The sequence below is a fragment of the Rhizobium sp. 2MFCol3.1 genome, from assembly GCF_000377565.1.
Taxonomy (GTDB): Bacteria; Pseudomonadota; Alphaproteobacteria; order Rhizobiales; family Rhizobiaceae; genus Rhizobium.
The window spans coordinates 72,220-91,680 of the sequence record NZ_KB898358.1 but is presented as its reverse complement, the minus strand read 5'-3'; the positions used below and the strand labels follow the sequence as shown (position 1 = coordinate 91,680).

The following is a 19,461-nucleotide window of genomic DNA, read 5'->3' as shown; positions in this document are numbered from 1 at the left end:
CGTTCCTTTCTTCTGCGTCGTGCTTGCTTCGGGCCCCGGGGCATGCCGGGACCGGCGGTTGGTGTTCCGTATAATCTACCTTATTTGTAGAGAATACATAACGAACTGTCGGAAACATATTCCGAAACGTGTCAAAATGTCGGCGATTAGGAAAATATCATTCCGCCAAATCCGAATTCACGAGAAGACCATTAGCAGGTCTTTGTGCACTTGGTATGACGATACGGAACTCTCCGTCGCTCGCAGCCAGAGATAGGGAGTGCGTCTGATTCCGGCAATGGGGCTTTTGATTAAAAGTCTGTAAGCCGCGAAATGACCGAAATGGTTAACGGGTGCAAGCGGCGATTAACGCTTGAAAGTCAGATGGATCGTGCCGCTGGGCGCGGTTTCGGATTTGACCGTGTAACCCGCTTCGAGGCCACGCAAATCATCCCAGAGCCGGATGCCGCGACCCAAAAGGATCGGCGTGATCGCCACATGAAGCTGATCGACAAGACCGGCCTTCAAGAAATCGCGCGCGACCGTCGGCCCGCCGCCGACGCGCACATCCTGGCCGTTGGCAGCCTTGGTCGCCTGCGCCAGCGCGTCGATGGGGTTGGCGCTGATGAAATGGAACGTCGTGCCGCCGGCCATCTCGATCGACGGGCGCTCCCTGTGCGTGAGGACGAAGACCGGGCAACCGAAGGGCGGCTCGTCGCCCCACCATCCGCGCCAGTCCGGATCATCGGGAAAATTGTGCAGGCCGAACATGCCGGCACCCATGATCTCGGCGCCGATATTCTCGAAATAGGCCCGCGCATACTCATCGTCGAGGCCGGTGGTGCCGCTGCCGCTCGTGTCCTTGAACACACGCTCGCGGAAAGTCCGCGTGGCCATGTAAGCGCCGACGAGCCGTGCCCAGTCTTCGCCGAACGGGACTTCTGATGTCTGGTCCGTCGTCGTCGCGAAACCATCCAGCGAGATCATGAGATCGATACGAACTGCCACCGTGTTATCCTCTTCACAGGTCAAATACTAAGGTCATTACCTTTGTATCAGGTCAAATTACTAAGGCAAGTACCTCTCTAATATTGACCCGCAACCCGGCCTGCCGTAAAAAACGACATGCCCTATCACTCGACCCCGCTCGACCTCGCCTTTCACGCCCTCAGCGACCCCACGCGCCGCGCGGTGGTCTCGCGGCTGGCCGAGGGCGAGGTATCGGTCAGCATCCTGGCGGAGCCATTCGACATGGCCCTGCCCTCCTTTGTCCAGCATCTGAAGGTGCTTGAAGATTGCGGGTTGATCGCCAGCGAGAAGCGCGGCCGCAGCCGCTGGTGCCGCCTGGTGCAGGCGCGCTTCGACGAGGCCGCTGACTGGATGGCGTCCGAGCGGCTGCGCTGGAGCCAGCGGCTGGATCGGCTGGAGACTTATCTCGATAATACGCAAGATGAAGTGGGAGGAGATTGAAGCACATGGCAGATCCGTTTGACAGCTGGTCGCTGGACCGCGAAATCGTGCTGGTGAAGGTCATCAATCATCCCCGCCACAGGGTCTTCGCGGCCTGGATGGACCCCAATGCTTTGGCGCAATGGTATGGCCCTACAGGACTTGCGATCGAGAGCATCGAGGCCGATATCCGCGAAGGCGGCGTTTGGCGGTTCGATATGGTGGGCATGTTCGAGGGCCGGGAGCAACGCTTCCCCAATCTCATGCGCTTCCTCGAGATCGTGCCCAACGAGCGGATCGTCATGGACTACGGCACGCCCGACCCCGAGGACCCCGATCGCTTCAGGGTGACGGTGACCTTCGACGAGCAGACCGACGGCAAGACGGTGCTGACCATGCGCCAGCTGCATCCGACCCGCGCGCGGCGTCAGTTCGTCATCGGCTTTGGCGCCGTCGAATACGGGCTGCAGACGCTGGATGGTCTGGTGGCCTGGCTGGATGGCCAGGCAGGCGGGGCGGCAGAGTAAAGGCCGCTCACCAGCCCTCGGACAGTACCTTCTCCAGCATGTCGGCGAAGAAGTCGGCGCTTTCGGCGGCAAGGCAGAGCGGCGGCTTGATCTTCAGCACGTTGAGGTGATCGCCGGTCGGCTGCATGATGACGCCGAGCTCGAGCAGGCGCGCGCAGATCGCCGCCGTCTCCTCAGTCGCCGGCTCCAGCGTTTCGCGGTCGCGGACGAACTCGACGCCGAGATAAAGCCCCATGCCATGCACCGCGCCGATGAGCGGATGATGATCCATCAGCGCCACCAACCGGCCCTTCAGCCGATCGCCGATCTCGCGGGCGTTCTGCTGCAGCGCCTCGTCGGCCATGATGTCGAGCACGGTGATGCCGACGACGGAGCTGACCGGGCTGCCGCCGGCGGAGGAGAAGAAATAGCCCTCCTTCTCCAGCGAATCGGCGATCGCCCGCGTGGTGATGACGGCGCCGAGCGGGTGGCCGTTGCCCATGCCCTTGGCGACCGTGATGATATCGGGCACCACCTGCTGCTCTTCGAAGCCCCAGAAATGATGGCCGAGCCGGCCATAACCGACCTGCACCTCATCGGCGATGCAGACGCCGCCACGGGCGCGCACCTGGCCATAGACGGCGGCGAGATAGCCGTGCGGCAGCGCGATGCCGCCGGCATTGCCGTAGACCGGCTCTGCGATAAAGCCCGCCAGCCGCTCGCCGCTGGCATCGATCAATTCCAGCGCGGCAAGAACGCTCTGCAGATAGTCACCGGTGGAATCGGGACCGCGAAACTCGCCGCGATAGGTGTTGGGCGCGGCGACCGGATGGACCCAATCGGGCCGCGTCGTCAGCGCCTGCGGATTGTCGGCGATCGAGGTGGAGACGGCATCGCTCGCCACCGACCAGCCGTGATAGGCCTCCAAGAGGCTCAGCATGTTGCGCGCGCCGGTGTGGGCCCAGGCGAGGCGCAGCGCCAAGTCATTGGCCTCCGAACCGGAGTTGACGAGGAAGACGGTGTCGAGACCTTCAGGGGCCAGAGCCGCCAGCCGCTCAGATAGATCGGCGACGGCGGCATAGTGAAAGCGCGAATTGGTGTTCAGCCGCAGCCATTGTTCGCCGACGGCATCCGCCAGGCGCGGATGGCCGTGGCCGAGAATGGTGACGTTGTTGACCATGTCGAGATAGGCGCGGCCCTCGACATCGAACATGTGTTCCTTCCAGCCGCGCTCGATGCGCGGCGGGGTCTCGTAATAATGCTTCTGGGCGGCGGCGAAATGGGCCGTGCGAACGGCAAGGATTTCCGCGTCCACGGGCTTGGGTGCTTTGACGCCCTTGCCGAGCAAGGCCGCCGGCGACGGGCAGAGCGCCGACCAGGCGAAAACTTCGGCGGGCGTGCAGAAAAGCGGCGGCTCGACACCTTTCAGTGTCGAGAGCTGCACGCGCAAGCCGCCGAGCGAACCCTGCTCGCCGGAGACCACGCCGATTGCCTGGCCAGCTTCGAGCTCGGCGCCATCCTCGACCGAGGGGTCGAGGCCATCGAGATGAAGGCTGATATCGGCACCCTCGAGCACGAGATGGTGGTTCTGCCAGCTGATGCGCCCCGAGAACGGCGCCGAAATCGTGTTGCCAGCGGCCAGGCAGATATCGGCATGCAGGGCGTAGGTGGCGGACGGCCTGGCGCTCAGCAGGCGGGCGCGCGACAGCCTGTATTCGCCGTAGCGGGTGGCAGCGGCATCGGCCTCGGAGGCCGCGCGGGCAAGCAGGCGCCAGTCCATATCGCCCTGGCCCCAATTGCCGGCGGCGAAGTGCTGGCTTTCGACGCCGAGGTCGACATAGAGCATGTTCTGGAGATCGAGATCGGGCAGCAGCGGATGCCAATGCTCGGTCGCCACGCCGGGAAGTTCGATGCCCGCCGTCTTCAGGATCGCCGTTTCCATGAGATCGAAGGGAACGGCGATGGCGGTATCGAAGATGCGCTGCTCGAGCACGAGGTTGGCGCGGACATATTCGTTTTCGGGATCGATGGAAATCTGCTGCTCGCTGCTCGCCACCAGAATGACGGCGCGGGCGACGACCAGCGGCCAGAGCGCCCTGAGCTCCTCTTCCTTCAGCGGATAGACCTCATGATAGGCCCTGACGGCGGGGAGCACGAAGAAGGCGTCGCCATCGGCCTGATGCAGCAGCGAGGCGCAGGTGACGGCGAGATCGCCGACCAGCCAGCCGCGGATGATATCGCCGAAATCGATGACGCCATCGGGAATGAGGCGGCCCTTTTCATCGCGACGGCTGACGACATTATCGCCGGTGACGTCGTGATGGACGGCCTGCAGGCGCAACGCCGGCGCGAAGGGCTGCACGCGACGAACGGCGGCGACCATGTTCTTGGCGATGCGGTCACGCGCGGCACCATCGGTGATCGCCGACAAGAGCTGTACGGCGACCGGGCCGGCGCGGCGCAGGTCCCATTGCAGGTTGCGGTCGAGGCCGGGGTGATCGAAATCGGCCAGCGACTTCGCGAGATTGGCGCAGAGCGCGCCTAGCGCCGCCACGGATTGCCGGGGGAGATGCGAAGGCTTGGTCAGCCCCTCGCCTTCGAGATATTCCAGCAGGCGAACCTGATAGGTCTGGTCGCGGATGACGGCGGCGACGATGTCCTGGCCGTCGGTGGAGGCGACCACGCGGGGCACGCGCGGCGCGCTCTCGATGCCGGCGAGATGACGGATCGCGGCATTCTGCGCCTCGAGCTCGATCGTCTCGTAGATCATGTGGCAGATCTTCAGGACATATGTCCGATCGCCGGTATCGACGCGGTAGTTGCGGTCCTGCTGGCTTCCGAGTTCGCTGAGCTGGCCCGACAGACCGTAACGCGACTGCAGTATGTCTCCGGCTTCCTCGGCCGTCACATCAGGACGCGGAAGCTCGAGACGCTGAGCGAGCGTTTCATCGGTCATGGCATTCCCCCACCGCACGATTCGATCCTGCACAATAAGCAGATAATCGACAGCTTGCTATCGGCAAGCAAGGGATCGGGCGTCATCACTAGGAATTACCGGCCCAGGAATTACTGGCCACGGAATTAGAGGACGCCCGATACCAAGTGCTTAGCCCATGCGCTCGGAGGCATAGCTGCCCGGGCTTGCCGGGAAGACCACGGTGCGGTTGCCGTTCAGGAACACGCGATGGTGGATATGGGCATGGATAGCGCGGGCGAGAACCTGGCTCTCGACGTCGCGACCGATCGAGACGTAATCGTCCGCCGATTGCGCATGGGTGATGCGCGCCGTGTCCTGCTCGATGATCGGACCTTCGTCGAGGTCGGCGGTAACGTAGTGCGCGGTGGCGCCGATCAGCTTCACGCCACGCTCATAGGCCTGCTTGTAGGGGTTGGCGCCCTTGAAAGACGGCAGGAAGGAGTGGTGGATGTTGATGATGCGGCCGGACATCTTCTTGCACATGGCATCGGAGAGCACCTGCATGTAGCGGGCGAGCACGACGAGCTCGGTGCCAGTCGATTCGACGATCTGCATGATCTGCGCTTCGGCCTCGGGCTTGTTTTCCTTCGTCACCTTGATGTGGTGGAAGGGAATGTCGTGATTGACCACCACCTTCTGATAGTCGAAGTGGTTGGAGACGACGCCGACGATATCGATCGGCAGCGCACCGATCTTCCAGCGGTAGAGCAGGTCGTTCAGGCAGTGACCGAAACGCGAGACCATCAACAGCACCTTCATCCGCTGGTCGCCGTCGTGGATTTCCGCGGTCATCTCGAACTTCTCGGCGATCGGCTGGAAGCCTTCGCGGATCGCAGACAGCGTCGCACCTTCTTCGGAGATGAAGCTGACGCGGGTGAAGAACATGCCTGTCGACAGGTCATCGAACTGCGAGCTGTCGATGATGTTGCAACCCTTATCGGCCAGGTAGGTCGAAATCGCCGCCACGATGCCGCGTGTCGATTTGCAGGCTACCGTCAATACATATTGCGTCATGCGTCACGTTCCTTGTTTAAGCGTCGGCCTTGTTCAAGCGTCGGCCTTTTAAGCGTTAGTCTGGGGCGACCGTCGAGCCTGCTTAGATCAAAGCGACATGGCCGATCAAGCACGACGCTCACGCCGCTGCACCAAGTTTATCGAGAAGAGCGGCTTCAGTGGCCGGAACATCCCATCGACCGTCAGCTTACGGCGTTTCCTATCGGAGTCCGTTCACTTTGCGTCGTGGAACCGCGCATCCCCGCCGTGGCCTTGGTGCCCTCGTTGAATTTGAGGAAGCCGACGAGAAGCCAGCCCAGGCCGGCGGTCTTCATGGAGAAGATCGCGGTCGAGCCGATCATCAGGTTCAGGAACATGAAGAGCGACAGGGAATGGCAGAGCCGCTTCTGGTTCGGCGTCTGGCCGGCCGGATAGAAGGAGACGAAGAGCCAGAACATGATCAGGCCGAAGATGGTGGCGCCGTAGGTGATGTAGACGTAGCCGCTGTCGACGAAGGTGGTGGCCTTGTCGAGTTCGAGGCCCATCGTGGCCGGCAGGTCCATGGCGATGATATTTCTGACCGTGCCGCTGATGCGGCCGACGAAGTCGTCGTCATGGGCGTTCGGTTTGTAGGCATGGATGATGAAGCCGACCATGACGATCCCCGGCATCATCAGGAAACTAAAGATCTTCGGGATGAAGGGATAGATGACATAGCCGGCGGCGCTGACGATGGCGAAGATCAGCATGGTGCGGGTGTCGTTGGTCACCAGGATGAGCACGACAGTGGAGATGAAGATAAGCCGATCGAACAGCGTGATCCGGTTGGCGAAGCTCACCAGATAGATGACCATGACGCCGCAGAAATTGGCGAGCGACACCTGTTCGAGGAAAATCGACGACGAACGGTGGTCGATGAGGCCGAAGGAGAAGCGCCCTTCGAAGCCGAGCGCGCCGCGAAAAAGGCCGACGTCGCTATAGGTGGCGGGGGGCACGCCGCGGGTATTCTGGAAATACTCTGCCGGATGGACCAGCGCCACATAGGCGGGCGTCGAGATGATCTCGCAAACCAGCACGGCCAGAACCGTGAGGCAGCAGATCTTGAAGGCGAGCCGCAAAGTTCGCTCGTTGCTCCAGCGGCCAAGCACCGTGAAAGCAAAGATGATCAGGACGTTGCGCAGATGATCGATATAGCCGGCCTTGTTGATGACCATCACGTAGACAGTCAGCACGATCGTCGCGAGGAGATAGCCGAGAGGAATGATATCCTCCTCGAATATTCCCTTCTTCAGGATATAGCCGAAGCTGTAGGCAAGGATCAGGATTTCGCTCATCACCACGGCGGTTGGTGTCAGCGGCATGATGTTGTGATTGATGAAGGCAAGGATGGCGTTATAGGTCACGCCAAGCACGCTGACAGCAAGGATGCTGTAGTCGATCGGCTCCTTAGCGGTCGTGCCCTTGCCTGCCATAGCCTCAATCCACCAGTGTCTTGCACTTGGCCTTGTCGGCGGGCGGCGCTTTAATGGCGTTTTCCAGCGCCGTCATCTGCTGGCGATCCTTGCCGTTGCGCGGCTGGACGTTCAGCGTCTCGGTCTCCGGCCACCAGTCGCCGGCCACCCAATAGGTCCAGCCGATCCAGACATCCGGGTTTGCCTGCATGTGATTGAGCACGCGGCCGAGGCCTGCCACGCAGGCCTTGTCCTGCGACACGCCGAACTCGCCGAGGAAGACGCGCGTGTTGTTCTTCTTCGCCCAGTCAGTCATTGCAGTCACCGCGTTGAGCGCGCTGTCGTTGCCGCTGCATTCGGCGTGCATGCCGGACGAATCCTGGTCGAAATACTGATGCACCTCGTAGGCGTAGTTCTTGCGCGGGTCGCGAACGCCAAGCATGACCGTGCCGTTGGCGCCGCCCGGCGCATCCGCCTGCCAGGAGTGCGCGCCGGTGAAGCGGGTGCCGGGAACGAGGATCAGATTGTTCGCCCCCGTCGCGCGGATCGTGCGGATCGCCGCATTGGCGGCCTTCAGCCAGGCATCGGCGCCGATGTCATAAGGCTCGTTCATAAGGCCGAAGATCACATCTTCCTGATTAGAAAATTCGATCGCCAGCCGCGCCCAGAATTCCGCGAAGGCGGTATCGGTGACCGGCGGCGTGCCGATCATGACCTTGTCGTAGTGGGCGTAGTTGTGCGGATCGAGAATGATGGTCAGGTGCTGCTTGCGCAGAAGCTCGACCGCTTCCTTCAGCCGCTGCAGCTCGGCCTCGTCGAGCGGCTTTCCAAGCTGAGGCTGCAGGCGCTCCCAGAGGAAGGGAAGGCGCACGGTGTTGAAGCCTTTCCTGGCGAAATAGGCGATGGTGTCCTCGGAGGGATAGGCATAGGCCTTGAAAACCTCGCCGCCGCGCTCGCCGAATTCAGCGCCCGAGAGGTTGATGCCCTGCAGGCATGTGCCCTGCGCGCTGGCGCCACCGGCCTGGAGCAAGATCGTTGCCAGGACGGCCGCCGCGAGGCGCCGCCGGGGGGAGGATTTGTCGCTCATTTGATACCGCTTCCAGGCTTCAGCCGATCATTCGTCTTCATGCTCTCCCGGCATCTTAACGGTCCGTTAGCTAAGGATTTCTAAAGTCGAGCGCACCTCGCCCGTATTTTGAGGCGAGCAACGAGCGCGCGCATGAACCAGTTTGACAGGAACAAGGTTGGCCGGCTGCCACAATGGCGCAGCTATGAGCCGCCGAATACCGAGCCCAACCGGGCCGGCACGCCCGGACCGGTGTTACGCCCGTCCGACTTCGTGCCCGTCAAGCCCGCGCCTACCTCGCTGATCACAGACGCCGCCCCACAAGACACGCAACCGCAGAGCCGGTCGAGACCGGTACCGCCGCCGCCCGTCGCCGAACCCGCGCGGACGACTGAGCGCGACGACCCGATCCAGCCGAGCGCCGACGCTTCGCCTCGATCCGCCAGCACCGTCGCGCGCGAGGCGGCACCGGCACCCCTTACGACGCCGGTGACCGAGACCGTCGCTACGCCCTTGATGGCGCCCGCCGTCGTCCACGTGCCGGAACAAAGCGGACCGTTGCTCGACACCCGCTCGGCGATCCAGGCGATCTGGAACAAGCGCCTTCTCATTCTTGGTCTCTCCGTGCTCGGCGCGGTTGCCGGCGCCGTCGTGCTGCCGATGTCGACGCAGAAGTTCACGGCCAACACGACGCTCTACTTCGACCCACGCCAGATCGGCCTCAACGATCCCAGCACGCAGGCCTCAGGCCCCTCGCCCGAGATGATCTCGGCGATGATCGACAGCCAGGTGCAGATCCTGAGTTCAGGTAACGTGATGCGCCGCGTCGCCGATGCGATGAAGCTCGACCAGGATCCGGAATTCAATGCCGGACGGGCCGATAGCGCCGCCGTTATCAGCGCGCTGCAGAAGGCGCTCGTCATCACCCGCCAGAGTTCCACCTATGTGGTCTCCATGGACGTCACCACGAAGAACGCCGAGAAATCCGCGCGGTTGGCCAACCAGGTCGTGGCCTCCTTCCTGCAGGAAGAAGACGGCGCAAGCTCGGGCCTCTATCAGGACACCTCGACCACGCTCGACAACCGCCTGACCGACCTTCGCCAGAAGGTGCAGGAGGCCGAGCAGGCTGTGGAGACCTACCGCGCCGACAACGACATGGCCTCGACGCAGAACGGATTGATCTCCGATCAGCGCCTGGCCTCGCTCAACACGCTGCTGGTGACTGCGCAGGACAAGACTATCCAGGCCAAGGCGCGCGCCGATGCAGCGGCCAACCTGCGTTTCGAGGACGTGGTCGGCGGTACATCGCAGGGCGGCGGCGTTTCGACCGCGCTCGCAACGCTTCGTCAGCAATATTCGACGCAGGCCGCCATGGTGAGCAGCCTCGAGAGCCAGATGGGCACGCGCCATCCGCGCCTGCAGGCGGCGCGCTCGTCGCTGAACAGCATATCCGACCAGATCCGTGGCGAGCTGCAGCGGCTGGCGAGCACGGCGCAGGGCGAATACCAGCAGGCGAAGAAGGCCGAGGACGCCGTCTCCAAGGAGCTGTCGGTTCAAAAGGCGCTGCAGGTGAACACCTCCGACAAGCAGGTCGAGCTCAACGAATTGCAGCGCAAGGCGACCGCCGCGCGCGACATCTACGAGACCGTGCTGAAGCGTTCCGGCCAGACCAGCGAAGAGCAGAGCCTGTCGCGCAGCAATGTGCGGGTGATCTCGCAGGCCGAGCCGCCGCTGAAGGCCAATGGGCCGGGCAAGACGGCGCTGCTGATTGCCGGCGTCATCGGCGGGTTCTTCGCCGGCTTCCTCCTCGGCGCGGGCTTTGCCATCCTCGCCAGCCTCTTCGCCCACCCGACGTTTCGCGGCTACTTCCGCAAGCCGGCATAGGCTCGCATGAGGTCACGTTTGCGGGAGCGGCGCGTGCTTCCGCTTGATGCATTAGAGTGGCGTGCTTACATCCAGGGCATTGATAGAGAGACCGGCAAACGGCCGGAGGGAATTGATGCGGCTTGGTAATTTCGAAAAAATCGTTCTTGTGGCGCTGACGCTTTCCAGCGGCGTTCTTCCCGCGCCGGCGTTTTCGACCGACTGGGGCCGCGCCGGCCAGGGCCGGGTGCAATCGGCCTATCCCTATCCCAACCTACCCGGCGTCAAGGCGCCGACCGATCCGTCGCTGGAGCCGAAACTGACCTGCCGGACCGAGACGCAATTCGTGCGCCGGCGCTATGACGAGATCTTCCGCTCCGGCGGCATGCCGATGACCGTCTATGTGTGCGATCGCGACGGCGTGATTTCCACCGGCAGCCAGGTGCCGCTGCGCGGCCACTACCAGCCCGTCCGCTAAGCGGGCCTTTTCCCCTCCTCATCAGGTTTCAGCTCGTGCCCGCGACGCTTTTTAAGCGATGCGGCCTTGCGAGGTCTGCGAAATATTTCCAAGGTCCGGTAACAACTGCATGTGCCCGTTCGTAGAGGATGATGTCGGGTGAATTATTCGGCGCGTGAAGAGGAATGGGCAGACTGGATGCGGCGGGCGCTTGATGGCGACGCGCAGGCCTATCAGCGTTTTCTTCTGGCGGTGACGCCGCATCTGCGGGCCATGGCACGGCGGCGCTGCGAGCAGTTCGGCGCGCCGGCAAGCGAGGCGGAAGACGTGGTGCAGGAAGTGCTGCTCGCCGTGCATCTGAAGCGCGGCACTTGGGATCCGGCGCGGCCGATCGGCCCGTGGCTGTCGGCCATCGTGCGCAACAAGCTGATCGACAGCCTGCGCCGGCGCGGGCGGCATGTCAGCGTGCCGATCGAGGATGTGATGGAAACGGTGGCCAGCGACGACGAGGCAGCCGATGCGATGGACCGGCTCGACGCCATCCACCTGTTGGAACGGCTGAAGGATCCACAGCGCGACATCGTTCGCTCGATCTCGATCGGCGGCGCGGGGATCAGGGAAACGGCGGAGCGGCTGAAGATGAGCGAGGGGGCGGTGCGCGTTTCGCTGCATCGCGCGCTGAAGAAACTTGCCGCCTTTTATCGCGGCGAGACGGACGATCGGAGTGGACGTGTTGAAGACGAATGAGCTGATCAGCCTGTTGACCGAGGATGCGCCCGTGCGGATGCGGCTGGGGCGCGCGCTAAAGACTGCGCTTGTCGCGGGCGTCGTCGTTTCGGCGCTGATCCTGGTGTTCGCGATCGGTATCCGCCACGATATCGCGAGCATGGTGGGGACCGTCCGCGTGCTCTCCAAGGTGAGCCTGATGCTGGTGCTCGCCATTCTCGCATCGACGATCGTGTTTCGCATCGGCCGCCCCGACGCCCCCGTCAACGCTAGCGTCTGGGCGCTTCTGGCGCCGACGGGCCTGCTTGCAGCCGCCGTCCTGATCGAGCTCCAGGTGCTGCCGCGAGAGCTTTGGGAACCGCAGATGATGGGGCACAATGCGGCCTATTGCCTGATGCTCATCCCGCTTTTGTCGATCGCGCCGCTCTTGGGCTTCATCCTGGCGCTTCGCGCCGGTGCGCCGCGTCGGCCGGCGCTTGCGGGCGCTGCAGCCGGCCTTGCCGCCAGCGCCATCGCGTCAGCGCTCTACGCCTGGCATTGCGTCGACGACAGCCCGCTCTTCGTCGCCACCTGGTACACGATCGCAATTGCGCTCGTGACCGCCATGGGCGCGGCACTCGGGCGTCGTTACCTCAGATGGTGATGATCAAGCGGCGGTCCGAACGACCACCCTGCATGCGGGATTGCTAACCGCTATTGGCGACGTCGCCATCGACCGCCTGCTGCTGCGTCGCCTTCGGCCCGACCGGCTGCACGACGTCGTCGATCCGGTGCCTGGTGCCATAGCCGATGATGGCGCAGGCGACGATGACGGCCATCAGCAGACAGGCAAGCACGCCCGTCAGATCGACCCTCAGCGTGGAACCGCCGCCATTATCGGAAGAAGACGTCACGTTGGTCATGCGGCACCCGGTCCCTCGAATACTATCGATGAATATCGTCGCCCTCCCAGCGGGACGAACTAAGCATCATTCGAAGAGGATGGAAAGAGATTGGGGCTTATCTAAGGGATCGATCGCGCGATAATACTTGGCAGAGTTGCAGCAAAACATGGCTACGCGGGCAGGGGTAGAAATAATCGTGCCGGCACTTGCGATGAGGCAGTAATGAATGGTCCGGTGTACACGCTATGCGCTTGAATGGAGCGCAGGTGCAAGTTAAGGCGGTGGGACTCTATAAACATCGGGATACTCAGGGCCATGTTCTTTACTCGCATCGGAAAAGTTGTCGCCCACCTCATTTTCTGGTTTGGCCTCATCCGTGTTTCGGCGGCATTATTGATTGCCTTTAATACTCCTGACCTGGAAACGAATGCAGCGTTCTCGCGCCGCTATCTTGGAACGGCGACGAGTGGCGAGGCTTTTTCCGACAAAATCTTCCTTTATATCATCGCAGCCATCATTCTCGGCGTTGTCTGTGAGATCAGCGCGAGGCAAGTGAAAGTTGGCGTCGATGCATGAGGAGCAATTCTCACCGACTTAAAATGTATCGGCTGCCTTCCGAAGCGCCCTTTGGAAGGCGCTTTAACACATTCCAAGACAAGCCCCGTGAGGGCTTCCGGTGAACCGGAAAGCGTATCAAAGATATCTGCTAAGTCTTGAAATAATTGAGAAATCTAGGTTTCTCAAAAATGGAATGGTGCCCAGAAGAGGACTCGAACCTCCACACCCTTTCGGGTACCAGCACCTGAAGCTGGCGCGTCTACCAATTCCGCCATCTGGGCGACGGAGAGCCATGTACGGGGGTGGCCCGTTGGTGTCAACAGGGTTTTTGAAGTTTTTCTGACACCACGCAAAAAAGTCTTGGGCCAAGGCCGGGAAAGGTGGGTTTTTGGGCGCTCGGGGATTTCGGGCGGTGCCAAGAAAGCTTGGGCGCACTATATGTGCCTCAGGGAAAAGGATGGTGCGATGCGCGTTTTTCAGAAATTTCCGGTTGTTGTGATTCTATCCGTGATGCCGCTCAGCCAGATTTCGGCCATGCCGACGGTGCCTGCTCCCGAGGTGACGGGCAATCGCGATATCATTCGCGTGCAGACCATGTGCGATTCTCGCGGCTGCTTCACCTTCGGCCAGAGGCAGTCGTTCACGCCATCCTACATACAGCCGAACTACCGGCCGCCGACCGCGACGGGCCCGACCTATTATCGTCCACGCGCGGCGGGGCCGGCGCCGAAATATTACGACACGCAGCCGCCGGCCCGCTACCAGCCATCGCAGCCACAGGCGCGGACCGCGCGGCCAAACACGCCCGATCGCAATTTCCATGTCGATTGGTGCCGCAACCAGTATCGCAGCTACAATCCGAGGACGGATCGCTTCGTCACCTATGAGGGGATCTACAAGACCTGCAACTCGCCTTACGATTAGGAGCGAGCTGAGCCTGCCGGGTGTGGCTTAGCTTTCCTTCACACCCGGTCGGTGTGGCCGAGGTCGCGGTCGGGGTCGATGATATCGCGGATGCGCTGCTTCAGCTCCTTGGGGCCGGGAAAGCCGCCGTCGCGCTTGCGCTCCCAGACAAGCTCATCATCGACACGGATCTCGAAATTGCCGCCGGTGCCGGGGATGAGCGCCACTTCACTGAGACTGTCGGTGAAGGTCTGCAGCAGCTCCTGCGCCATCCAGCCGGCGCGCAGCAGCCAGTTGCACTGGGTGCAGAGGATGGTCACGCGGGCTTTCTTCTCGGTCATGGGGGCTTTCTGTCGTCTCGTTCCGGTGCGCCGAGCTTACGAAGTGGCCGGGTGCCGCGCAACGGATATTGCAATGCACAGCGGCTTGGTGTTCTTCCTGAATTTGCAGCAAGACAGGAGATGCCGATGCGGGTTGCGATCATCGAGAACATGAAGAACACGCCGCTGGGTTCGCTCGGCATCGCGCTTGCCGAAGCCAATGCCGCGCTCGACATCTACCAGCCCTATCTCGACGGCCGGCTGCCGCAGAGCATCTTCGAGCATGACGCGCTTGTCGTGCTGGGTGGGGAACAGGACGCGCTCGACGATGCGAACTACCCCTATCTGCCGGCGCTCGGGCGGCTGATGCAGCGCTTTTGCGAGGCGGGCAAGGCGGTGATGGGCATCTGCCTGGGATCGCAGATCCTGGCGCGTGCCTATGGCGCGGAAAACCATCTTGGCCGGCAGCTGGAGTTCGGCTGGAAACCCGTCGAGATGACGGCCGAGGGCAAGGCCGATCCGCTGCTTTCGGGCCTCGATGCCCATTTCACCACCTTCGAGTGGCACAGCGATACTTTCACACTGCCTCAGGGCGCTTGCCTGCTTGCGACCAGCCCACTCGTGCGCAACCAGGCCTTCCGGCTCGGCCGCGCGACCTATGGCACGCAGTTTCATTTCGAGGCCAGCCGTGCGGTGGTCGAGGGGTGGACGACGGGCTTCGAGGCGACGATCGAGCGGATGGAGCCCGGCTGGCTGAAGCGCCATCCCGATCTCGCTCCCGTGGATGGCGCCGCGGCCGATGCCAGCGGCCTTGCGATCGCCCGCAACTGGGTTGCGATGATCGAGGTCGCGGCGGCGAAGGAAGCGGTCGCCATCGGCGCCTGAGGATAGTGCCGATGGCGCCAGCCATCGGCTTACATCAACCCGCCTTCGTCGGCCGGTTTGCCTCAGCCCGCTTTCAGGCCCGGGCTTGCATCGCCACCCGTGAGTTCCGGCATGAGGTCAGCGATCTTGACCACCTTGCCGCTACGCGCACTCGACAGTGCGGCGATCCCCGTCAGCACCGACATGGCGCCGGCGCGGGTGCCGGCGCGCTGGCCGAGGCGGTCTTCCATGCCAGGCTTGAAGATCATGTTGCGCATGCGGTCGTCCCCACCATAGTGGCCGCCGGAGAAATGCGGCACGACGATGCGCTCGACCGGCTCCCTGCCCTTCGGAAAGTTGCGGATCAGGAGGATCGTATCCTCATCCGGCGTTTCCCAAGGCTGCTTTTCGAACTGCCTCAGCTCGATCCGCCCCTCGGTGCCGTTGAAGGCGATGTGGTGGCCTTCGATCGGCTGGAAGGTGTTCAGCGAATAGGAGACGTGGACGTTGTTCCTGTAACGCAGGCTGACGACCATTGTGTCGGGGATATCGATATCCTCGCGATAGACGCAGCCATCGCGGAAATAGCCGTCAATCTCCGAGGGGTCTTCGTACAGCGCGTCGAGGAAGGGATCGGCCTCAAGATCGAGGTAGTAATCGCATTCCCCGGTGTGCGGACAGAGCTTGCAGCGCGGGCCACGGAACGGGCCCTTGCGGCCGTAATTCTGCAGGTCGGCAAACGAGGTGACGGCCTCGGGGTCGCTGTCGAGATACCAGTTCAGGAGATCGAAGTGGTGGGTGGCCTTGTGGACGAAGAGGCTGCCGGAATTTTCCGTATAGGCGTGCCAGCGGCGGAAGTAGTCGGCGCCGTGCTTGGTATCCAGGTACCAGTGGAAATCGACGGAGGTGACGCGGCCGATCTCGCCTGAGGAGAGCAGCTCCTTGATCCTGGCAGCCGTCGGCGCGTAGCGGTAGTTGAAGGAGACGTCGACGCGCTTGCCGCTGCGCTTTTCGGCATCGAGGATGCGGCGGATCTTGCCGACTTCCGTCGTCATCGGCTTTTCGGTGATGACGTCGATGCCCGCCTCCAGCGCGCGCACGACGATGTCGTCATGGGTGTAATCGGGCGTGCAGACGATGACCATGTCGACTTCATGCTCGGCGAGCATGGCGTCGATATTCTCATAGATGGGGGCGTTGCTGCCGATCATGGTGCGGGCGCGTTCGGCGCGCAGCGAATTGGTGTCGACGATCGCCACCAGATCCACATGCTCGCGCCAGCCGGCCAGCAATTCCTTGCCCCACATGGTCGTTCCGCGATTTCCGGTGCCTATCAGTGCGAAGCGGCGTTTCTCCATCGAATGATCCTCCTTCATGCGTGCGGAAACGGGTATGTTGTTTTGCCGGCTCAAATCCGGCAGCAGTCGTGGAAGCGCTCGACGCAGGTGCGGATCACCTCGTCGGCCGGGCGTTTCCACCAGTTCTCCGCCGAGAATATCTCGACCTCCTGCGCGCCATAAAACCCTGATACCTCCACCATCCGTCTTATGCCCTTCAGGTCGATGACGCCATCGCCCATCATGCCACGGTCGGTCAGCATGTCCCGCGTCGGGACCAGCCAATCGCAGATGTGGTGTGCGAGAATACGCTTTAGCTGACCCGCGCGGGTGATCTGGCGTGCAAGATCCGGGTCCCACCAGACATGGTAGACATCGATCGCAACGCCCACCCCCTCGCCCAGCGTCTCGCACATGTCGAGCGCCTGGCCGAGCGTGTTCACGCAGGAGCGGTCGGCCGCATACATGGGATGCAGCGGCTCGATCGCCAGCGGCACGCCGCTGGCGCGGGCATGCGGCAGCGTGGCGGCGATGCCGTCCGCCACCATGTTGCGCGCTTCATCGATGTTCTTCGAGCCGCCGGCGAGCCCGCCGACCACGAGCACGAGGCAATCGGCGCCCAGAGCCGCTGCCTCATCGACGGCGCGCTTGTTGTCGTCGATCGCGGATTGGCGGTCCGCCGCCGTGGCTGCCGGAAAGAAACCGCCTCGGCAGAGGCCGGTGAGCTTGATGCGGTTTTGGCGGACGATGCGCACCGCCTCGTCGAGCCCGACCTTGGCGACCTGATCGCGCCAGGGGGCGATCGAGGTGATGCCGTGCTTGAGGCAGAGATCGACGGCTTCGGCGAAGCCACATTGCTCGCGTATGGTCGCGAGATTGATGGAGAGATCGTCTACCATGTTTGCCAGGCCCCGCTTTCATGCGGGGTCCCAGGCGCGATCACCATGGATACATAGCGCGCTATATCAGGCATGGCTCAGAACTCCAGCGCGGGCACATCAAGCCAGCGGCGTTCGGCCCAGGATTTCAGCCCGAGTTCGGCGAGCTGCACGCCCTTGGCGCCGGCTTCCAGACCATAGGGCCAAGGCGCATCCTCGGCGACATGGCGCAGGAACATCTCCCACTGCGCCTTGAAGCCGTTGTCGAAGGCCTGCGTGTCCGGCACCTCGTCCCAGGTCTTGTAGAAATCGATGGTCTGCGGTTGGTCTGGGTTCCAGACGGGCTTGGGCGTATTGACGCGGTGCTGGGTCCAGCATTTCGTCAGCCCGGCGACGGCCGAACCGTGGGTGCCATCAACCTGGAAAGTGACCAGATCGTCGCGGCGCACGCGTACCGCCCAGGACGAATTGATATGGGCGATCGCCCCGCCTTCGAGCTCGAAAGTGGCATAGGCGGCGTCATCGGTGTCGCAATGATAGGGCTTGCCCTGTTCATCGACGCGGGTGCCGATGTGGGTGGCGCCGAGGCAGGAGACCGATTTGACCTCGCCGAAGAGATTGTCGAGCACGTAGCGCCAGTGGCAGAGCATGTCGAGGATGATGCCGCCGCCATCGGCCTTGCGGTAATTCCAGGAGGGGCGCTGCGCCGGCACGCCCCAATCGCCCTCGAAGACCCAGTAGCCGAACTCGCCGCGCACGGAGAGGATCTTGCCGAAGAATCCGCTATCGCGCAGCAGCGCAAGCTTGCGCAGGCCGGGCAGGAAGAGCTTGTCCTGCACGACACCATGCTTGAGGCCCGAGGCGCGCGCCTTGCGGGCGAGCGCGATGGCGACTTCGAGATCGTCCGAGATCGGCTTTTCGCAATAGACGTGCTTGCCGGCATCGAGCGCCCGCGACAGGAGCTCGGCGCGCATCAGCGTGGTGCCGGCATCGAAGAAGATCTGGTCGTCGGGATTCTTGAGCGCCGCGTCGAGATCGGTAGACCAGCGCTTGATGCCGTGGCGCTTCGCCAGCTCTTCCATCTTGCCGGCGTTGCGGCCGACGATGATGGGGTCGATCTCGAGCTTCTCGCCTGATTTAAGCGTCAGGCCGCCCTGATCGCGGATCGCCAATATCGAGCGGACGAGGTGCTGATTGTAGCCCATGCGGCCCGTTACGCCGTGCAGAATTATTCCTAGACGTGCCATGTCTGCCTCCCTGCAAAACTGCGTTGCAATGCCGGACGCGCGATGCCGCGCGGCTCCTCCCGGCCAGTAACCAAACAGTTACTTGATGGCAGAGGAGAAGCGGCGCTGTCAATAGCCGGGGCTAAATTTCAGCGATCAGGCTTTGATCGAGGCGAGCGTGACGTGAACGATATGGCGTTCCCAGGCGTCGAGATTGCCCTTCTCCTGAAGGTCGCGGCCGAAGATCGTCGAGAGCGTGTACTGGTTGGAAATGTAGAAATAGCCGAGCGAGGCGATGGTCAGATAGACGTTCAGCGGATCTGCGGCATCGATGAAAACACCCGTCTTCTTGCCGCGGTCGAGCACCTCGGTCAGCTCGACGATCAGATGCGAATGAAGCTCCTTCAGTCGCACCGACTGGCGCAGCCAGCGGGCGCGGTGCAGGTTTTCGGTGCCGAGCAGGCTCAGGAATTCGGGGTGCTTGAGAAAATAGCGCCAGGTGAACAGTGCCAGCTCGGCGATCCCCTCCTCCGGGCTGCGGTCGCCGATATGCAGCTCGCGCTCGGCGGTGCGGATGCCGACATAGGCTTCCTCCAGCACATGCAGATAGAGCTGCTCCTTGTCGCCGAAGTAGTGATAGAGCATGCGCTTGTTGGTGCCGGCACGCTCGGCGATGGCATCGACGCGGGCGCCGCCCATGCCGTTTTCAGCAAACTCCCGGGTCGCGGCTTCGAGAATGGCGGCGCGCGTTCGCTCGGGATCGCGCTGCAGAACGCGCTCTTGTGAGCGCCGCTTGGCCGGTTTCTTCTCTCCGCTGCCATCCATCCCTACTACCCTTTCCTTTGAACCTCGCGCTCATAGTTGTTTATGAACAGATTGTAAAAAACCAAGCCTGACGATCCCGCCGCCACATGTCGCTTGACAGTCCCGGTGCTTCTTCATAGCTTGTAACCAAATAGTTATTTGTTGCAAGAGAAACCAGCCGGGAGCGTGTGGAGGCGCTCCCCAAGGGAGGAGGAAAAAC

Annotated in this window: 20 protein-coding genes and 1 tRNA gene; 9 read left to right on the top strand and 12 right to left on the bottom strand. The window is 62.5% G+C overall.

Annotated features, from left to right (window positions below; genetic code table 11):
* Positions 1-345: 345 nt before the first annotated feature.
* On the bottom strand, positions 346-987 hold the full coding sequence (locus D460_RS0113905) for a dihydrofolate reductase family protein (RefSeq protein ID WP_018899166.1): 642 nt from the start codon (positions 985-987) through the stop codon (positions 346-348).
* Between the two features lie 117 nt (positions 988-1,104).
* Here D460_RS0113905 and D460_RS0113900 point away from each other — a divergent pair, with 117 nt between their 5' ends.
* Both D460_RS0113900 and D460_RS0113895 read left to right on the top strand, forming a co-directional pair.
* A complete protein-coding gene (locus D460_RS0113900; protein ID WP_018899165.1) occupies positions 1,105-1,449 on the top strand; it encodes a metalloregulator ArsR/SmtB family transcription factor in 345 nt (114 codons plus the stop codon).
* 5 nt (positions 1,450-1,454) lie between these two features.
* The gene (locus tag D460_RS0113895) at positions 1,455-1,955 is read left to right on the top strand and encodes an SRPBCC family protein (RefSeq protein ID WP_018899164.1); all 501 of its coding nucleotides are present in this window, start codon (positions 1,455-1,457) and stop codon (positions 1,953-1,955) included.
* Positions 1,956-1,962: 7 nt separating this feature from the next.
* Here D460_RS0113895 and D460_RS0113890 read toward each other — a convergent pair whose 3' ends face one another.
* The 4 genes from D460_RS0113890 to D460_RS33030 all read right to left on the bottom strand — a co-directional run bounded on the left by D460_RS0113890 (position 1,963) and on the right by D460_RS33030 (position 8,442).
* Entirely contained in the window at positions 1,963-4,890 is a 2,928-nt protein-coding gene (locus tag D460_RS0113890) for an aminotransferase (protein ID WP_018899163.1), read from the bottom strand.
* A gap of 150 nt (positions 4,891-5,040) precedes the next feature.
* Positions 5,041-5,925 carry a formyltetrahydrofolate deformylase gene (gene purU, locus D460_RS0113885; protein WP_018899162.1) on the bottom strand — a complete coding sequence of 295 codons (885 nt, stop codon included), beginning with the start codon at positions 5,923-5,925 and terminating at the stop codon, positions 5,041-5,043.
* A gap of 182 nt (positions 5,926-6,107) precedes the next feature.
* The gene (locus D460_RS0113880) at positions 6,108-7,376 is read right to left on the bottom strand and encodes a hypothetical protein (protein ID WP_018899161.1); all 1,269 of its coding nucleotides are present in this window, start codon (positions 7,374-7,376) and stop codon (positions 6,108-6,110) included.
* A gap of 4 nt (positions 7,377-7,380) precedes the next feature.
* Positions 7,381-8,442, bottom strand: a complete 1,062-nt coding sequence (locus D460_RS33030) for a glycoside hydrolase family 5 protein (protein ID WP_018899160.1) — start codon at positions 8,440-8,442, stop codon at positions 7,381-7,383.
* 132 nt (positions 8,443-8,574) lie between these two features.
* Between D460_RS33030 and D460_RS0113870 the strand changes: the two genes are divergently transcribed.
* The 4 genes from D460_RS0113870 to D460_RS0113855 all read left to right on the top strand — a co-directional run bounded on the left by D460_RS0113870 (position 8,575) and on the right by D460_RS0113855 (position 12,110).
* Positions 8,575-10,305: a GumC family protein gene (locus tag D460_RS0113870; RefSeq protein WP_026283123.1), complete on the top strand. Its 1,731-nt coding sequence runs from the start codon at positions 8,575-8,577 to the stop codon at positions 10,303-10,305.
* 115 nt (positions 10,306-10,420) lie between these two features.
* Positions 10,421-10,762 carry a hypothetical protein gene (locus D460_RS0113865; RefSeq protein WP_018899157.1) on the top strand — a complete coding sequence of 114 codons (342 nt, stop codon included), beginning with the start codon at positions 10,421-10,423 and terminating at the stop codon, positions 10,760-10,762.
* Positions 10,763-10,900: 138 nt separating this feature from the next.
* A complete protein-coding gene (locus D460_RS0113860) occupies positions 10,901-11,488 on the top strand; it encodes a sigma-70 family RNA polymerase sigma factor (protein WP_026283122.1) in 588 nt (195 codons plus the stop codon).
* Positions 11,472-12,110 (top strand): DUF1109 domain-containing protein, encoded by a 639-nt coding sequence (locus D460_RS0113855; RefSeq protein ID WP_245267748.1) that lies wholly within the window; start codon positions 11,472-11,474, stop codon positions 12,108-12,110. Before D460_RS0113860 ends, D460_RS0113855 begins: the two co-directional genes overlap by 17 nt.
* 43 nt (positions 12,111-12,153) lie before the next feature.
* Here the strand turns inward: D460_RS0113855 and D460_RS0113850 are convergent, their stop codons facing one another.
* Positions 12,154-12,369, bottom strand: coding sequence for a hypothetical protein (locus D460_RS0113850; protein WP_018899154.1), 216 nt, complete (start codon positions 12,367-12,369; stop codon positions 12,154-12,156).
* 297 nt (positions 12,370-12,666) lie between these two features.
* On the opposite strand from D460_RS0113850, the gene D460_RS0113845 reads away from it, so the two are divergent.
* Positions 12,667-12,927 (top strand): hypothetical protein, encoded by a 261-nt coding sequence (locus D460_RS0113845; protein ID WP_155947749.1) that lies wholly within the window; start codon positions 12,667-12,669, stop codon positions 12,925-12,927.
* Positions 12,928-13,103: 176 nt separating this feature from the next.
* On the opposite strand, the gene D460_RS0113840 is transcribed toward D460_RS0113845, so the two are convergent.
* Positions 13,104-13,190: transfer RNA gene (locus D460_RS0113840), tRNA-Leu, on the bottom strand.
* Between the two features lie 253 nt (positions 13,191-13,443).
* Here D460_RS0113840 and D460_RS0113835 point away from each other — a divergent pair.
* On the top strand, positions 13,444-13,833 hold the full coding sequence (locus tag D460_RS0113835; protein ID WP_245267750.1) for a BA14K family protein: 390 nt from the start codon (positions 13,444-13,446) through the stop codon (positions 13,831-13,833).
* A 38-nt stretch (positions 13,834-13,871) separates the two neighbouring features.
* Here the strand turns inward: D460_RS0113835 and D460_RS0113830 are convergent, their stop codons facing one another.
* Positions 13,872-14,153, bottom strand: coding sequence for a SelT/SelW/SelH family protein (locus tag D460_RS0113830; protein ID WP_018899151.1), 282 nt, complete (start codon positions 14,151-14,153; stop codon positions 13,872-13,874).
* 126 nt (positions 14,154-14,279) lie between these two features.
* On the opposite strand from D460_RS0113830, the gene D460_RS0113825 reads away from it, so the two are divergent.
* Positions 14,280-15,017, top strand: a complete 738-nt coding sequence (locus tag D460_RS0113825; protein WP_018899150.1) for a type 1 glutamine amidotransferase — start codon at positions 14,280-14,282, stop codon at positions 15,015-15,017.
* 62 nt (positions 15,018-15,079) lie between these two features.
* On the opposite strand, the gene D460_RS0113820 is transcribed toward D460_RS0113825, so the two are convergent.
* The 4 genes from D460_RS0113820 to D460_RS0113805 form a co-directional block, all read right to left on the bottom strand.
* Complete coding sequence (locus D460_RS0113820; protein WP_026283121.1) at positions 15,080-16,354, bottom strand: Gfo/Idh/MocA family oxidoreductase; 1,275 nt, start codon at positions 16,352-16,354, stop codon at positions 15,080-15,082.
* A 50-nt stretch (positions 16,355-16,404) separates the two neighbouring features.
* Entirely contained in the window at positions 16,405-17,232 is an 828-nt protein-coding gene (locus D460_RS0113815; RefSeq protein ID WP_018899148.1) for a sugar phosphate isomerase/epimerase family protein, read from the bottom strand.
* A gap of 77 nt (positions 17,233-17,309) precedes the next feature.
* Complete coding sequence (locus D460_RS0113810) at positions 17,310-18,458, bottom strand: Gfo/Idh/MocA family oxidoreductase (RefSeq protein ID WP_026283120.1); 1,149 nt, start codon at positions 18,456-18,458, stop codon at positions 17,310-17,312.
* Positions 18,459-18,593: 135 nt separating this feature from the next.
* Entirely contained in the window at positions 18,594-19,262 is a 669-nt protein-coding gene (locus tag D460_RS0113805; protein ID WP_018899146.1) for a TetR/AcrR family transcriptional regulator, read from the bottom strand.
* Positions 19,263-19,461 lie beyond the last annotated feature (199 nt).

Bases quoted from the DNA above. Each gene is read 5' to 3' on its own strand.
- D460_RS0113900 (WP_018899165.1), top strand. From the start codon at position 1,105: ATGCCCTATCACTCGACCCCGCTCGACCTCGCCTTTCACGCCCTCAGC.
- D460_RS0113895 (WP_018899164.1), top strand. From the start codon at position 1,455: ATGGCAGATCCGTTTGACAGCTGGTCGCTGGACCGCGAAATCGTGCTG.
- D460_RS0113890 (WP_018899163.1), bottom strand. From the start codon at position 4,890: ATGACCGATGAAACGCTCGCTCAGCGTCTCGAGCTTCCGCGTCCTGAT.
- purU (WP_018899162.1), bottom strand. From the start codon at position 5,925: ATGACGCAATATGTATTGACGGTAGCCTGCAAATCGACACGCGGCATC.
- D460_RS0113880 (WP_018899161.1), bottom strand. From the start codon at position 7,376: ATGGCAGGCAAGGGCACGACCGCTAAGGAGCCGATCGACTACAGCATC.
- D460_RS33030 (WP_018899160.1), bottom strand. From the start codon at position 8,442: ATGAGCGACAAATCCTCCCCCCGGCGGCGCCTCGCGGCGGCCGTCCTG.
- D460_RS0113870 (WP_026283123.1), top strand. From the start codon at position 8,575: ATGAACCAGTTTGACAGGAACAAGGTTGGCCGGCTGCCACAATGGCGC.
- D460_RS0113865 (WP_018899157.1), top strand. From the start codon at position 10,421: ATGCGGCTTGGTAATTTCGAAAAAATCGTTCTTGTGGCGCTGACGCTT.
- D460_RS0113850 (WP_018899154.1), bottom strand. From the start codon at position 12,369: ATGACCAACGTGACGTCTTCTTCCGATAATGGCGGCGGTTCCACGCTG.
- D460_RS0113845 (WP_155947749.1), top strand. From the start codon at position 12,667: ATGTTCTTTACTCGCATCGGAAAAGTTGTCGCCCACCTCATTTTCTGG.
- D460_RS0113835 (WP_245267750.1), top strand. From the start codon at position 13,444: ATGCCGACGGTGCCTGCTCCCGAGGTGACGGGCAATCGCGATATCATT.
- D460_RS0113830 (WP_018899151.1), bottom strand. From the start codon at position 14,153: ATGACCGAGAAGAAAGCCCGCGTGACCATCCTCTGCACCCAGTGCAAC.
- D460_RS0113825 (WP_018899150.1), top strand. From the start codon at position 14,280: ATGCGGGTTGCGATCATCGAGAACATGAAGAACACGCCGCTGGGTTCG.
- D460_RS0113820 (WP_026283121.1), bottom strand. From the start codon at position 16,354: ATGGAGAAACGCCGCTTCGCACTGATAGGCACCGGAAATCGCGGAACG.
- D460_RS0113815 (WP_018899148.1), bottom strand. From the start codon at position 17,232: ATGGTAGACGATCTCTCCATCAATCTCGCGACCATACGCGAGCAATGT.
- D460_RS0113810 (WP_026283120.1), bottom strand. From the start codon at position 18,458: ATGGCACGTCTAGGAATAATTCTGCACGGCGTAACGGGCCGCATGGGC.
- D460_RS0113805 (WP_018899146.1), bottom strand. From the start codon at position 19,262: ATGGATGGCAGCGGAGAGAAGAAACCGGCCAAGCGGCGCTCACAAGAG.